Origin of the sequence: Sphingobium sp. AS12 (assembly GCF_019097845.1) — a bacterium.
Taxonomy (GTDB): domain Bacteria; phylum Pseudomonadota; class Alphaproteobacteria; order Sphingomonadales; family Sphingomonadaceae; genus Sphingobium.
In genome coordinates, this window is record NZ_JAHRGM010000085.1 from 72,077 (window position 1) to 86,427 (window position 14,351).

A 14,351-nucleotide genomic window follows, 5' to 3' on the forward strand; every position below is an offset into this window, starting at 1 on the left:
CAAGGGGGCCGCAGGGACATGCGCCTGTGGTAACCATCTATTTTGCAGACAGCAAAAGGGCGCGCCCTCCGATATGGAGGGCGCGCCCCTGATGCGGCCAGTCCGATCGCTTAGGCGGCCAGCGACTTCACCTTGTCGGTGACCAGGGTCACGCGGGCGGTCAGCGGGCTGGCGACGTCACCGGCCAGCTTCATCATCGCTTCGCTGCTCTTGGCGGCTTCCTTGGTGAAATCGTCGAAGCTGCTCGAAAAGAGCTGGCTCTGCAGCTGGAAGAATTCGGTCGGCGTCTTGATGGTCGAAAAGGTCTTGAACGAAGCAGTCGCCTTCTCAAAGCTCTTGCGGCTGTAATCGACGGCTTCCTGGCCCAGCGTTTCCATGCCCTTGGCCGCGATCTTGCCGGATTCAACCAGCGCTTCGACATTGCCCTTGGCCAGGTCGCTCAGCTCTTCGATCGCCTTGGTCGACTTTTCGACGCCGGCCTTCGCCTTTTCGTTAAGGTCGGCATAGACGGTTTCCATCTTGGCCTTGGCGTCTTCAGCGAACTTCTTGCCGGTTTCGATTACGTCGTTCATCGTCTTTGTTCCTTCTATGGCGGACAGCGTCTTGATTGCGAACGGTTCGGCCTGCTTGGGCAGGCTCTTGGTCATTTCGGGTTCGACCGGAGCTTCCGGCGGCACAGCGGCTACAGGCGCCGCAGCCACGGGTTCAGCTTCGATGACTGGCTCAGCAACCGGCTCCGGGAGCGGCGGCGCATCGACGGCGGTGGTCGCTGCCACGATCGCGGACGGATTGGCGTCGATTGCCTTGACGCTCGATGCCGTCGCCTTGCGCACGGTCGGCTTCTTGGGGGCGGGCGCGATCGCCGCTTCGGCAGCTTTGAGAGCTTCGCTGGCCGACAAGGTCGTCGATGCGCTTTTAGCGCGCGGGGCGCTGCGTCCGGTCTTGGGTGTTACGGCCATGGACTATTCTCCATTTGTTGCACTGCACAATAATCATTTCGCAAGGCGATTGCAAGACTTATTGTGCAGTGCAACAAAACCGTCATCCAGTCTGACGGCGGAGGGTCGCAACGGCCGGAAAAAACGGTATTATCGTCCCTTTACATAGCGCCCCGGTGCGTCCTCTATCGCCTTGAGCCGGCCTTTGCCTGGCTGGCGCGCGCCCTTGGCCGGGACAGTCTGCGGATCGAGTCGCTCGATCCAGGCGCGCCAGTCGGGCCACCAGCTGCCCTTGGTTTCTTGCGCTGCGGCAAGGAAGGCATCGAGCGTAGGCTGGCTGTCCTCGCAGGCCCAATATTGATATTTCTGCGCTGCCGGGGGATTGACGACCCCGGCGATATGGCCGGACCCGGCGAGCAGGAAGCGGATCGGCCCCGACAAATTCTCGGTCAGCTTCCATACGCTTTCCAGCGGCGCGATATGATCCTCCCTGCCCGCCTGGACATAGGCCGGGGTCATGACTTTTTTAAGGTCGATCGGCGTGCCATCGACCGTGATCGCGCCGGGAACCACCAGCAGATTGTCGCGATAGAGCTGGGTCAGATAATCTTTGTGCCAGCGCGCGGGCAGGTTGGTGGTGTCGCCATTCCAGTAGAGCAAGTCGAACGGCGGATAATCCTGTCCCAACAGGTAATTATTGACGACATAGCTCCAGATCAGGTCACGGCCGCGCAGCAGGTTGAAGGTCAGCGCCATATAGCGGCCGTCCAGAAATCCCTTGGATGACAGCTGATCGACCAGCTTCATCTGTTCATCGTCGATGAACAGGGTCAGGTCGCCGGCCTTGGTGAAATCGACCTGGGCAGTGAAGAAGGTCGCGCTTGCGACCTTGTCCCCTTCCCCCCGCGCGGCCAGCAGCGCCAGCGTTGCGGCCAACGTGGTGCCTGCAACGCAATAGCCGATCGTGTGGACGCTGGGCACCTTGAGCAGATCACGCACCGTGTCGATCGCGTCGATCTGCCCGCGCAGGATATAATCGTCCCAGATCAAATCCTTCATCGACTCGTCGGCCGACTTCCACGACACCAGAAACACGCTGATCCCCTGATCCACCGCCCATTTGACGAAGCTTTTTTGCGGGGACAGGTCGAGAATATAGAAACGGTTGATCCATGGCGGGAAGATGATGAGCGGGGTCGCCAGCACGTCCGGCGTGGACGGCGCATAGTGAACGAGCTGGTAGAGCGGGGTTTCGTGGATCACCTTGCCAGGCGTCGCAGCGATGTTGCGCCCCAGCTCGAACTGGGTGCCGTCGGTGTGGGTCAGCTGGCCCTTTTCCAGATCGGCCAGCATATGCTGCAAACCCTTGACCAGATTTTCGCCCCCGCTCTGGATCGTCTTTTCCACAACCGTCGGATTGGTCAGCGGGAAATTGGAGGGCGAGAGCGCATCGAGCATCCCGCTGGTCGCAAAGCGCAGCTTGGCCTTTTGCTTGGGGTCCACGCCATCGACGGCATCGGCCAGTTGCAGCATATAGTCCGAAACGAGCAGATAGCTTTGCCGGATCAGGTCGTAAAAGGGGTGCTGGGTCCAGGCCGGATCGGCAAAGCGGCGGTCCTTTGCAGCCGCCGGGCTGTTTGCCGGGGCCGGTTCGGGATGGTCGCGGAACATGCCGCCCGAATCGAGGAAACGCTGCCACATCGCCAGCCCTTCGTCGGCAAAACTCGTCTGGATCCGCGCCACCGCTTCGGGCGAGAAATGCAGGGTCTGGCCCGCCGCCCCCGCCGCCTGCTCCAGCATCAGTTGCTGGGCCTGGCCGATGGCGTGGGTCCATTGCTGCATCTGTTCCAGCGTGGGCAGATGCGGCTCCATGATATCGGCTTTATCCATGGCCACCCTGCTCCTCCTGGCATCGTTTCTATGCGCCGCTTTCTCTGGCGCGTCGCCATCGGGCCGGTTATAGCCAGATTGTGACGCGGCAACGGCGCGACACGCACTATTCCTTACCTAGAGCTTTCAGGAAAGCCTTATAATGTCCGAAGAATTCTATCGCATGAAGCGCCTGCCCCCTTATGTCATCGCGGAAGTCAACGCGATGCGGGCCGCCGCGCGTGCGGCGGGAGAGGATATTATCGATCTGGGCATGGGGAATCCCGACCTGCCGCCACCGCCCCATGTCATCGACAAGCTGGTCGAGGTGGCGCGCAAGCCCGACGCCCATGGCTATTCCCAGTCGAAGGGGATTCCGGGCCTCCGCAAGGCGCAGGCCAATTATTATGGCCGCCGCTTCGGCGTCGACGTTGACCCGGAGACCGAGGTCGTCGTGACCATGGGGTCGAAGGAAGGCCTGGCCAGCCTGGCCACCGCAATCACGGCGCCGGGCGATGTCGTGCTGGCCCCCAACCCCAGCTACCCGATCCATATGTTCGGCTTCATATTAGCAGGCGCGACGATCCGGTCTGTGCCGACGACGCCGGATGATAATTATTTCCGCTCGCTCGACCGCGCCATGGCCTTCACCGTGCCGCGCCCGTCGATCCTGGTGGTCAATTATCCGTCCAATCCGACCGCAGAGACGGTGGACCTGGCCTTTTACGAGCGGCTGGTCGCCTGGGCAAAGGAGAATAAGGTCTGGGTCCTGAGCGACCTTGCCTATTCCGAGCTATATTATGACGGCAACCCGACCCCCTCCATTTTGCAGGTGCCGGGCGCGAAGGACATCGCGATCGAGTTCACTTCGCTCAGCAAGACCTATTCGATGGCGGGTTGGCGGATCGGCTTTGCGGTCGGCAACAAACAGCTGATCGCTGCGATGAGCCGGGTGAAATCCTATCTGGATTATGGCGCGTTCACGCCGATTCAGGCTGCCGCCTGCGCAGCGCTCAACGGGCCGCAGGATATCGTGCAGAAGAACCGCGAACTCTATCACAAGCGCCGCGACGTGCTGGTCGAAAGCTTCGGTCGCGCCGGATGGGACATTCCCGCCCCGCCCGCGTCCATGTTCGCCTGGGCGCCGTTGCCGCCTGCGCTCAAAGAGATGGGCAGTCTGGAATTTTCCAAGCAGTTGCTCACCCATGCCAAGGTCGCGGTCGCGCCGGGCGTGGGCTATGGCGAGGATGGCGAAGGGTTCGTCCGCATCGCCATGGTTGAGAATGAACAGCGGCTGCGGCAGGCCGCGCGCAACATCAAATCCTATCTCAAGTCGATGGGCGTCAATACGCCGGCCAAGGGTGCGGCCTGAGCCAAAAGACTATACTGCGTTAAAAGCACTGCGTATTCCCGCGCAGGCGGGAACCCAGTTCATACGGTCGGACTGGGTTCCCGCCTACGCGGGAACACGATGTTCGTTGGGATGAGGCGCATCCTTTGGGCCACCGTCGCTTGTGATCCCCTTGCCCCGCCAGCCACAATGAAGGATAGCTGCCTCGTAAGAGGTGCCGCGCGATGATCCCCCTGCCACAAGTCTCTCAGGTCGCGCAGACCATACAGCTGGCGCTCGCGCCGGTGTTCCTGCTGGCGGGGATCGGCGCGTTTCTGAATGTCTGCGTCAGTCGACTGGCGCGGATCATCGACCGGGCGCGGAATGTGGAGGCGGCGATCCTGACCACGCGGGGGCGTGAGCATGACCGGCTGGTCAATGAAATCCGCGTCCTCGACAAAAGGATGAGCGTGGTCAATATCGCGATCTTCCTGTCGGTCGCGTCGGCCTGCGCCGTCTGTCTGGTCGTCATCCTGCTGTTTGCGGGCAATTTGTTCGGCGCGCATCTGGGCACGCCTATCGCCATATTGTTCAGCTTGGCGATGCTGTTGCAGGCGGGCGGCTTTGCGACCTTCATTCAGGAAATTCGGCTGGGGTCCAAGATCATCCATATCCGTAACGAAGTATTGTATCACGAGGCCGAGACGGAAGAGCCGGACGCGAAATGACCCGTTTCACCGTCAACGACCGGCCGGTGCAATATCGCATGGACCCGGACACGCCCTTGCTATGGGCGCTGCGTGATGCGTCGAACCTGACCGGCACCAAATATGGTTGCGGTACGGGCGACTGTGGTGCCTGCACCGTCGATATTGACGGGGAAGCGGTGCGGTCCTGTCAGGTCACGATCGGCAAGACCGAGGGGCGTTTCGTCACCACGATCGAGGCGCTGTCGCCCGATCGCGGCCATCCGGTGCAGCAGGCGTTCGCCGCCGACAATGTGTCGCAATGCGGCTATTGCATCCCCGGCATGATCATGGCTGCGTCGGTGCTGCTGCGCCGGACCAATGATCCAAGCGATGCGGAGATTGACGCGGCGATCACCAATATCTGCCGCTGCGGCATCTATCCACGGCTGCGCGGCGCGATCCGCCGGGCTGGACGGATCATGCGGGGCGAGGATACGGGTATAGGCGAACAAGGGGCCGCCGCGCCGCCCCCGGGCATTACGCCGGAGGAGGCTGCCCGCACCGTCCCGGCGCTGGGCAGGCCTGCGTCTCAGCCGAAGCGATAACCCGACACGGCCCAGCCTATCACCATGCTGTGATGGTCGCGCACCGCCGGGTCATCGCCACCCGCCCCCAGCGCGACCATCAGCGGCAGCAGATGCTCCTCACGCGGATGGGCGAAATGGGCGTTGGGCAGACTGTCCCACGCGATGACGCGCGCGGCCCGGTTGGCCGGATCGGGATCGGTCACCGCCGCCGTCAGCGCATCGTCCCAGGTCTGTGATGGCGCGGTCGCCTGCGCGCCGCGCACGCGCAGATTGTGAAAGCTCATGCCCGATCCGACGATCAGCACGCCTTCGTCGCGCAGCACGGAGAGCGCACACCCGGCGGCGACATGGGCGGCGGGGTCGAGATCGCGGCGTAACGACAGCTGGACCAGCGGAATGTCGGCATCGGGCAGCGCGACCTTCATAGGGATGAACACGCCATGGTCCCAGCCGCGCGCCGCCTCCTGCGCGGTCGCAAAGCCTGCTCCGGCAAGCAGCGCAGCAACGCGCGCGGCCAGATCCGGCGCGCCCGGCGCGTCCCAGCGCAGCGTGTAGGTGTGCGGAGGGAAGCCATGATAGTCGAACAGCAAGGCGGGCCGAACACCAACATGGACGGTGAAGGCCGCCTCCTCCCAATGGCCCGACACCAGCAGGATGGCGCGGGGCCGTTCGGGCAGGCTGGCGATCAGCCCGGCGAGATAGTCCTGCATCGGCTGCCACATCGGATCGCTATGGGGATGGTCAGGATCGGCGGGGTCCATGAAGAAGCAGGGACCACCGCCATGAGGGATGAAGAGGCTGGGCTGAGTCATGCCCGGCACATTGGCGCGCGGGAGAACAAGCGCAACGGGCAAGCACGAAACATTCCGTTTCTAGCGGTTCCGATCAACCAGCGGCGTCATCGCCTGCGCCAGGGTCGCGCCCGAATAGGGCTTCTTGACCAGGGTGACCCCGGCAAAGCGATCCGGCAGTTCCAGCCCGTCGCCATAGCCGGTCGCAAACAGGAAGGGGATGCCCCGTTCGACCAGCACGTCCGCCACAGGCATACTGGTTTCAGCGCCCAGATTGAAATCCAGCACGGCCATATCAATGGGCTGCAGCTCGATCGCCTCACGCGCTCGCGCGACGCTGGCGGCGGTCGTCACGTCCGCGCCGAGATCGCGCAACGCATCCTCGCCATCCATGGCGATGATCATATTATCCTCGACGAGGAGGACGTGGCGTCCTTCCAGCAGTTCGGGCGTCGCGGCGATCACGGGCAGCGGGCGATCCGTGCCGACGACATCGGGCAGCACAGACACGACATGGACGGAGGGGATGCAGAAATGCGCCTCTATCCCGGCCAGACGATAGTGGATTTCGGCATGGCCATCCAGATCATAGGGGATGGAACGCTCGATCACGGTCGATCCAAAGCCGCGCCGCGTGGGCGCCACCACCGCCGGGCCGCCGCTTTCGGTCCAGTCGATCAGCAGGCTGCCATCCTGATCCACATGCCAGTCGATCGCGACCGTGCCATTGTCCGACAGCGCGCCATATTTGGCGGCATTGGTCAGCATTTCGTGGATCACCAGCGCCATGACGGTGAAGCAGCCGGGCGTCAGCAGCACATTGGGACCGGACAGGCGCACCCGGTCGCGCCGCTCACCCAAATAAGCCCCTGCCTCCACTTCTATGAGGTCGTACAGCCGCGCGGGACTCCAGCGGTCGGCGGTAATCTGGTCATGGGCGCGGGCCAGCGCATGGATGCGGCTTTCCAGCGTGCCGATGAAATCCTCGACCGACACAGCGCTGCTGCGCGTCTGGGACAGGAGGCCGCGGATCAGCGCCAATATGTTGCGTACGCGGTGGTTGAGTTCGGCAATCAACAATTCCTGCTTCTCATGCGCGCGCTGCCGTTCCGCGTCCGCCGAATCGGACAGGCGCAGCACCACCTCCAGCAGGGCGGTGCGCAGCGCTTCGGCGACGCGCAACTGGGCGGGTGCGAACGGCAGCGCCGTCCCCTTCACCAGTTCCGACCATTCTTCAAAACTTTTACGCGGGGTCAGGCGCGGGCCGTTGGGGCCGTATTCGATATGCTTTTCCTGGTTCCCCGCCCAGCGCACGGCGCGCAATTGTTCAGCGCGGAACAGCACGACATAGTCGCGCGGGCGGCGCGACAGGGGAATGGCAAGCAACCCGGCGGCGCGGTCGGCATAGGCAGCCGCATCGGGCAGGACGCGGCTGAGCGTATCAGTGGTATAGACCTGGCTGGCGGCGACGCGGTTGAGCATCGAGACGATACCGGCAAAGGCGGCCTTGTCCGGGGTCAGCCCGGAAAAACTGATTTGCCCGTCAATATAGACGCCCACGCCATCGGCAGGAATCGTGTCGAAGATGATGTCGCCCAGCCAGCGGGCGTTGGACAGCAGGTCATGGTCCTGCGCCACTGCCGACATCAGCCGGTCGGCCACCTGGCGCGCCTTGCCCTCATAGGCGGCGGTTTCGGCGCGCTCGCGGCTTTCGAGCATCATCGAGAAAATCTGGCCGAACAGTTCGGCCGCGCTGCGCTGGGCAAAGGTCGGCAGGCGCGGGGCATAATGGTGGCAGGCGAACAGCCCCCACAGCCGTCCTTCGACAATGATCGAGATGGAGAGCGACGCCCCCACCCCCATATTGCGCAGATATTCGATATGGATCGGCGAGACCGCGCGGGTGAGGCATAGCGACATATCGAGCGCTGCCCCGGTCGGATCGAGCGCAGGGACGACCGGCACCGGCACTGCCTGCACATCGGCAATGACGCGGAAGATGTTACGCAGATAGAGGGCGCGCGCCTGCACCGGAATGTCGGACGCCGGGTAATGCAGACCAAAGAAGCTGTCGATGCCGGGTCGCAGCGCTTCGGCCACGACCTCGCCATCGCCGCCATCGGCGAAGCGATAGACCATCACCCGATCAAAGCCGGTCAACGCCCGCACCTGCCGCGCGCCATCGCGCAGGAAGGCGGCCATGCCATCGGCCTGCCCCAGCCGCGCGACCATCGAGCGGACCGTGCTGCTGGCCTCCATCTCGTCGGCGCTGGCCGGTTCAGCCTCTATCACCACCAGAGGACCCGAAAAATGGACGGCAACGTCGAACGGGGTGCCACCCGTCATCAGCGGCAGGGAGAAGATGCGCTCGACCGAATCGGGGCCACGCAACAGGGTGATGCGGTTGCGCAACGCATGAATGGCTTCGCCGTCCAGCAGGGCGTTGACCGGCTTGCCCAGCATATCGTCAGGCGACAGGCCGATGAACGCGGCGCTGTTGGCCGACACGCGCGATACCAGCCAGTCGGCGGTCAGCGCGATCAGGAAACCGAATGGCTGGACCGTACCCAGCACATGGATCGGCTCCCGATCGCAATTGGTGAGGTTGACGGCGAAGTCCGCGCCAGTGCCGCCGTCAGCCATGGGCGGCGACCGGTTCGGGGCGGGCCGCGGCGGCAAAAAGGGCGAAGGCCGCCTGCGCGCCCTGCACGGCGTCGTCCAGCCAACCTTCGCCCCCGTCAGCGGCTGCCCGATCAAGCGCCTGCTGAAACGCGACCCAGCCACCCTTGCCATGGACGGCCGACAGATAGGCGCGGGGCAGGCCCGGCGCTACTTGGCGTGCGAGGATCGCGCCGCCCAGGCGCGATCCTTCCAGCGCATAGAGCAGCCCCCAGCGATAGCCGTCCCGGTCGGGATCAGCGAGTGACAGAGGCACAGGCATGGCCATATCCATCGCCGCCAGATCCGCCGCGATCATCGGCAGGCGTGGCGAATCTGGGCGAGCAACCGATTCGAGCGCCCCTAGCGCACGGGCATGGGCGGTCAGAAACGCGCCATAATGGCTTTGCGAATCAAGCCGATATCCTGAAAACAGCGTGTCGACACGGTGATGGCTGTCGCTCGTCGCTTCGCGCAGAGCCTGGCGGACGCCGCTGACATTGGGAGATTTCTTCACTCGGCAGTCCTATAGAGAGGGCAGGCACCCTGCACTGATCTGGATCAGCTTTTGACCCGGTTCTGGCCATTTTTAACGGACAGAACGATACGAACACGGAACAACGCGCAAAGCCGAAATTGGGTTCATTTCGCCCGGCGATTCTTTCGATAAGCTGACGGACAGGTTCAGAATTGCGACATCGCGCGCCATCTAGAAGAGCGGCATGAGGGGACAGAAGGTTCCCGCAAGCAGAAAGTCACGATGATGTTCAGGAAGATGATGCTGACGGGACTGATGGCCGCAACGCTGCTGAGCGGTGTCGCGCCAGCCTATGCCCAGAGCAATGAGAATGGCCGTGGCAATCGCGGCGACCGTGCAGAACGCGGTGGGGCAGACCGTGGCGGAGCAGACCGCCAATCCTATCAGTGGCGCGGTAATGGACAGCGGCCGATGGGCGGTGACGGGCAGCAGGCGCAACGCTGGCAGCAGCGGCAGGACCGCGCGGTAGCGCAGGCTCCGGTCCAGCAACCGAGTGCGGATCGTCCATGGCGCAATCCCGGCAATCCTGCGGTCGTGCCGGCACCGGCACGGCAGGACGCACGACAGGACAGGCGTGACGACCGGCGCAATGACCGGCAGGACTATCGCCAGGACCAGCGTGCCGATCGGCAAGACTGGCGCAACGATCGCCGCGACGGTCGGCAGGATTATCGTCAGGACAGGCGTGACGACCGGCGCGATGATCGTCGTGATGACCGGCGCTGGAGCGACAATCGCGGCTCGGCTGGCAACTGGAATAATGGCCGCCGCTATGACGACCGCACCCGCTGGAGCAACCAGCAGCGCTGGAACAATGGCTGGCGGCAGGACCGGCGCTATGACTGGAACAGCTATCGCAACCGTTATGGCAACCAGTATCGTCTGGGCCGCTACAACGCGCCGCGCGGCTGGGACTATGGCTATCGTCGCTTCTCCGTGGGCATCGTGCTCAGCAGTCTGCTTTATTCCAACAGCTATTGGCTGAACGACCCCTACGCCTATCGCCTGCCGCCCGCTTACGGCACGCTGCGCTGGGTCCGCTATTATGACGATGCGCTGCTGGTGGACATTCGCGACGGCTATGTCGTCGATGTGATCCATGATTTCTTCTGGTAATCGGACTCCCTGAAGTGGCCTTCAGGAATACTGGCCCCGGAGCGGAGACGCGCCGGGGTCTTTTCATGGCACCTGCCGCTGTGGCAGGAGGGCCGCATGACAGACAGTGACGATGATGGCGGCATCGCTTCGCTCACCCGCGCGGCCATAGGCGCGCAGGTGCAGGCGCGGCTGGAGCGCAACCCGATGGTCAGCCGGATCGACGCCCCCGACCTTGCGATCTACGGGCGGCAGGATTTCCTCAGCCCGGAAGAATGCGCCGATCTGCGCGCGATCATCGATGCGGGCGCGCAGCCTTCGACGCTCTTTTCGGGCAGTGCGAACGCGGATTATCGCACCAGCCATAGCTGCAATCTCGATCCGTTCGATCCGCTGATCAAGGCCATCAGCGACCGCATCTGCGCGCTGACTGGGCTGCCCGCCGACCATGGCGAAACATTGCAGGGCCAGCGCTATACCAGCGGCCAGGAATATCGGCTGCATTGCGATTATTTCCCGGTCACGGCCGATTACTGGCCCGCCATGCGCGTCACTGGCGGGCAGCGCAGCTGGACCACGATGATCTACCTCTCCCCGGTCGAGGCGGGGGGCGAGACGCATTTCCCGCATTGCGAATTCATGGTGCCGCCGGTCGAGGGGATGATCCTGATCTGGAACAATATGACCGCTGACGGCGCGCCCAACCGGTTCAGCCTGCACGCAGCCCGGCCAGTCGAACAGGGCACCAAATATGTCGTGACCAAATGGTTTCGCGAGCGGCCATGGACGCCCAGAGCGTGATGGATTTAGACTGAATCCCAACCTCCGTTCGTTTCGAGCGAAGTCGAGAAACCTGTGCGTGGCGTTTCTCGACTTCGCTCGAAACGAACGGAATGAGGTGTGGGAATCCGGCTCCAAAACTTCCGACCCCGTTACACTTTGCGACATAAATGACTGAAAACTGACAGCTTCATTCGCCGGGCGTTCAGGCGCGCTACCCCATATCTCCTTGTGTTGGCGACAGGGAACCCAGTCCAGCCGGACAGGGTTCAGCCGCCAGAGGAAATAGGAGATATGCTATGCGTAAACTGATCATCCTGGGCCTGCTGGCCGCAACGGTGGCGCCCAGTGTCGCGTCCGCCCAGTCCTATGGCGAAGCGCGCCGCAGCGAACGCAATCTGCGTGAGGAGCAGCGGGAGCTGCGTCAGGCGCAGCGCTATGGCGACCGTCGCGACGTGCGTGAAGAACGGCGCGAAGTCCGCGATGCCCGTCAGGAGGCCCGCGAGGACTGGCGCGACTATCGCCGCAATCACCGCGACGTCTATCGCGGCGGCAACTGGCGCGCGCCATTCCGCTATAATCAGTGGAATGTCGGCGTCCAGCTTCGCCCGGCCTATTATAATTCGCGCTATTATATCGCCGACCCCTATCGCTATCGCCTGCCCCGTCCGGGCGTGAACCAGCGCTGGGTACGTCATTATAACGATGTGCTGCTGGTCAATGTCCGCAACGGGCGCGTGATCCAGGTGCATCGCGGCTTCTTCTGGTAAGCCGCCTGCCTAAAAAAACGGCCCCGGACATCTCTGTCCGGGGCCGTTTTTTATGGACGTTCCCCCCAACTTGGCCGCGCTGCCCGTTGCCGGGCAAGCGCGGCCGATGGCACGCAGGACGCACCATCAGTCCGAAAGGGGGGTGGACCGTTGCGCAGAACGCGCGTCCGGCCGAAAAGTTCCCGTTTTTCCGCTAAAATCCGAGGATTTAAGCGGCTAGTGCCTGCGCAATCAACTTGCGGCTGTTATCAATGCCATAGAGGGCGATAAAGCTGCCCATGCGCGGTCCCTGATCCGCCCCCAGCAGCGTCTGGTAGAGCGCCTTGAACCAGTCGCGCAGCTCGGCAAAACCGAACGCCTCATCCTTGCCGATGGCATAGACGATGTTCTGGATATCCTCCGCGCTGGCGTCCGCCGGTAGCGCGGCCAGTTCCGCGTCGAGCCTGCGCAGGGCTGCGGCCTCGTTAGCGTCGGGCGCTCGGCGCTGAAGGGTGGGCGCAACGAAATCGCGATGATAGGCGAGCGCATGACCGATCAGCGCATCCAGTTCAGGATAGGTGTCCGGCGACGCATCGGCGACATAGTTGGTGAGATAGCCCCACACCTGATCGCGGCTGGCATCCCCCATGACGCCGACAAGGTTCAGCAGCAGCCCGAAGGTCACCGGCAACCGGCCTTCGGGCAGCTTCCCGTCATGCACATGATGGACCGGATTGCCCAGTTGCTGTTCGATCGCCTGATTGGGATAGTTGACCCGGAACTGCCAATATTCGTCCACCGCGCGCGGGATGACGCCCATATGCAGCTGCTTGGCCTTTTTGGGTTCGCGATAGGCGTAGAAGGCCAGGCTTTCCTGCGGACCATAGGTCAGCCATTGTTCAAGGCTGAGGCCATTGCCCTTGGACTTGGAGATTTTCTCGCCCTTTTCGTCGAGGAACATCTCGTAATTAAAGCCTTCGGGCGGGCGGGCACCCAGCGCGCGACAGATTTTCGATGATTGGGTCACCGAATCGATCAGATCCTTGCCCGCCATCTCATAATCGACGCCCAGCGCGACCCAGCGCATTGCCCAATCGACCTTCCATTGCAGCTTGGCTCCGCCGGACAGGATCGATTGCTCAATAATGTCGCCCTCATCCTCGAAGCGGATCAGGCCTGCCTCGGCATCGATCACCTCGACCGGCACCTGCAAGACGATGCCGCTCTTAGGGCTGATCGGCAGGACGGGCGAATAGGTCGCCTGCCGTTCCTTGCGCAGGGTCGGCAGCATGATGTCGAGGATCGCCTGATTGCACCGCAGAACCTGCCGCAGCGCATCGTCAAACGCCCCCGACTGATAGCGTTCGGTGGCCGACACGAACTCATAGTCGAAGCCGAAGCGGTCGAGAAATTCGCGCAGCATCGCATTATTATGATGGGCGAAGCTTTCAAACTTGCCGAACGGATCGGGTACCTGCGTCAGCGGCTTGCCCAGATGCTCGCTCAACATCGCCTGGTTGGGGACATTGTCAGGCACCTTGCGCAGGCCGTCCATATCGTCACTGAAGGCCACCAGCCGCGTGGGAATATCCGACAGCGCATGATAGGCGTTGCGCACCATCGTCGTGCGCAGCACTTCGTTGAACGTGCCGATATGCGGCAGGCCCGATGGACCATAGCCGGTTTCAAACAGGATATGCCCTTTGTCCGGCGCACCATTGGAATAGCGCTTGAGCAGCTTGCGCGCTTCTTCATAGGGCCAGGCCTTGGCCGCCAGTGCGGCGGTGCGGAGAATGTCGGTCGCGGTCATGGCTATGCCCCCTAGCCGCCGACAGGCCGAAAAGAAACGTCCTTCGATCGCAAATCTGCGTTAAGAATCGTTCGCACATTAGGCTTTCATTAACCCTGACCATCGATAATCAGGTTTCTGGAGGCACCATGCACAGCTTGCGCACCCGCGAACGCATCGTGGTCGAGATCGCCATTGTCGTCACGACCGTACTCGACAGCCTGGAAGGCACGATCGTCGACCTGAGCGAGGGCGGCGCGCAGGTGGTCGGTTGCACCCTGCCAGCAGGCTCGTCGTGCCAGATCGATCTGGACGGCCATATCACCTTTGGCACCGTGCGCTGGTCCGAAGAGGATCGCATGGGCATCCGTTTCCCCTATGAGCTGAACGAAGGCCCGCTTTACGATCAGCTGGAAATGGCACGCGCGGCGCTGCGCACGCCTGTAGCATTTCAGCCGCGCGTACGCGCGATGGCCGCAAGCGGCGGCGGTGGCGGTTTTGGCCGCCGGACAAGCTGAAACAGGTTTTCCTTTTGTTC

The 14,351-nt window shown here is 62.9% G+C and carries 13 protein-coding genes; 7 read left to right on the top strand and 6 right to left on the bottom strand.

Features of this window, described 5'->3' with window-relative positions:
* Window positions 1–110 precede the first annotated feature (110 nt).
* Both KRZ98_RS22525 and phaC read right to left on the bottom strand, forming a co-directional pair.
* Window positions 111–959, bottom strand: a complete 849-nt coding sequence (locus KRZ98_RS22525) for a phasin family protein (protein ID WP_217675420.1) — start codon at window positions 957–959, stop codon at window positions 111–113.
* A 129-nt stretch (window positions 960–1,088) separates the two neighbouring features.
* Window positions 1,089–2,828, bottom strand: coding sequence for an alpha/beta hydrolase (gene phaC / locus KRZ98_RS22530; RefSeq protein ID WP_217675421.1), 1,740 nt, complete (start codon window positions 2,826–2,828; stop codon window positions 1,089–1,091).
* Window positions 2,829–2,970: 142 nt separating this feature from the next.
* Here phaC and KRZ98_RS22535 point away from each other — a divergent pair, with 142 nt between their 5' ends.
* The 3 genes from KRZ98_RS22535 to KRZ98_RS22545 all read left to right on the top strand — a co-directional run bounded on the left by KRZ98_RS22535 (window position 2,971) and on the right by KRZ98_RS22545 (window position 5,431).
* Window positions 2,971–4,179, top strand: a complete 1,209-nt coding sequence (locus tag KRZ98_RS22535) for an LL-diaminopimelate aminotransferase (RefSeq protein ID WP_217675422.1) — start codon at window positions 2,971–2,973, stop codon at window positions 4,177–4,179.
* Window positions 4,180–4,382: 203 nt separating this feature from the next.
* Complete coding sequence (locus KRZ98_RS22540) at window positions 4,383–4,865, top strand: DUF2721 domain-containing protein (RefSeq protein WP_217675423.1); 483 nt, start codon at window positions 4,383–4,385, stop codon at window positions 4,863–4,865.
* On the top strand, window positions 4,862–5,431 hold the full coding sequence (locus KRZ98_RS22545) for a (2Fe-2S)-binding protein (RefSeq protein ID WP_217675424.1): 570 nt from the start codon (window positions 4,862–4,864) through the stop codon (window positions 5,429–5,431). The genes KRZ98_RS22540 and KRZ98_RS22545 overlap by 4 nt, the downstream gene beginning before the upstream one ends.
* Here the strand turns inward: KRZ98_RS22545 and KRZ98_RS22550 are convergent.
* From KRZ98_RS22550 to KRZ98_RS22560, 3 genes are read right to left on the bottom strand one after another with little or no spacing between them, the layout of a single operon-like run.
* On the bottom strand, window positions 5,416–6,225 hold the full coding sequence (locus KRZ98_RS22550; RefSeq protein WP_217675516.1) for a class III extradiol ring-cleavage dioxygenase: 810 nt from the start codon (window positions 6,223–6,225) through the stop codon (window positions 5,416–5,418). The two genes, KRZ98_RS22545 and KRZ98_RS22550, sit on opposite strands and share 16 nt — an antisense overlap.
* A 60-nt stretch (window positions 6,226–6,285) precedes the next feature.
* Window positions 6,286–8,847 carry an HWE histidine kinase domain-containing protein gene (locus tag KRZ98_RS22555; protein ID WP_217675425.1) on the bottom strand — a complete coding sequence of 854 codons (2,562 nt, stop codon included), beginning with the start codon at window positions 8,845–8,847 and terminating at the stop codon, window positions 6,286–6,288.
* Window positions 8,840–9,379: a biliverdin-producing heme oxygenase gene (locus tag KRZ98_RS22560; protein ID WP_217675426.1), complete on the bottom strand. Its 540-nt coding sequence runs from the start codon at window positions 9,377–9,379 to the stop codon at window positions 8,840–8,842. Before KRZ98_RS22560 ends, KRZ98_RS22555 begins: the two co-directional genes overlap by 8 nt.
* Window positions 9,380–9,622: 243 nt before the next feature.
* On the opposite strand from KRZ98_RS22560, the gene KRZ98_RS22565 reads away from it, so the two are divergent.
* The 3 genes from KRZ98_RS22565 (at window position 9,623) to KRZ98_RS22575 (ending at window position 12,045) form a co-directional block, all read left to right on the top strand.
* Window positions 9,623–10,516, top strand: coding sequence for an RcnB family protein (locus KRZ98_RS22565; protein ID WP_217675427.1), 894 nt, complete (start codon window positions 9,623–9,625; stop codon window positions 10,514–10,516).
* A gap of 96 nt (window positions 10,517–10,612) precedes the next feature.
* On the top strand, window positions 10,613–11,296 hold the full coding sequence (locus tag KRZ98_RS22570; RefSeq protein ID WP_217675428.1) for a 2OG-Fe(II) oxygenase: 684 nt from the start codon (window positions 10,613–10,615) through the stop codon (window positions 11,294–11,296).
* Window positions 11,297–11,574: 278 nt separating this feature from the next.
* Window positions 11,575–12,045 carry an RcnB family protein gene (locus KRZ98_RS22575; RefSeq protein ID WP_217675429.1) on the top strand — a complete coding sequence of 157 codons (471 nt, stop codon included), beginning with the start codon at window positions 11,575–11,577 and terminating at the stop codon, window positions 12,043–12,045.
* A gap of 208 nt (window positions 12,046–12,253) precedes the next feature.
* Here the strand turns inward: KRZ98_RS22575 and KRZ98_RS22580 are convergent, their stop codons facing one another.
* The gene (locus tag KRZ98_RS22580) at window positions 12,254–13,834 is read right to left on the bottom strand and encodes a lysine--tRNA ligase (protein ID WP_217675430.1); all 1,581 of its coding nucleotides are present in this window, start codon (window positions 13,832–13,834) and stop codon (window positions 12,254–12,256) included.
* 128 nt (window positions 13,835–13,962) lie between these two features.
* Between KRZ98_RS22580 and KRZ98_RS22585 the strand changes: the two genes are divergently transcribed.
* Window positions 13,963–14,331 carry a PilZ domain-containing protein gene (locus KRZ98_RS22585; protein WP_217675431.1) on the top strand — a complete coding sequence of 123 codons (369 nt, stop codon included), beginning with the start codon at window positions 13,963–13,965 and terminating at the stop codon, window positions 14,329–14,331.
* Window positions 14,332–14,351 lie beyond the last annotated feature (20 nt).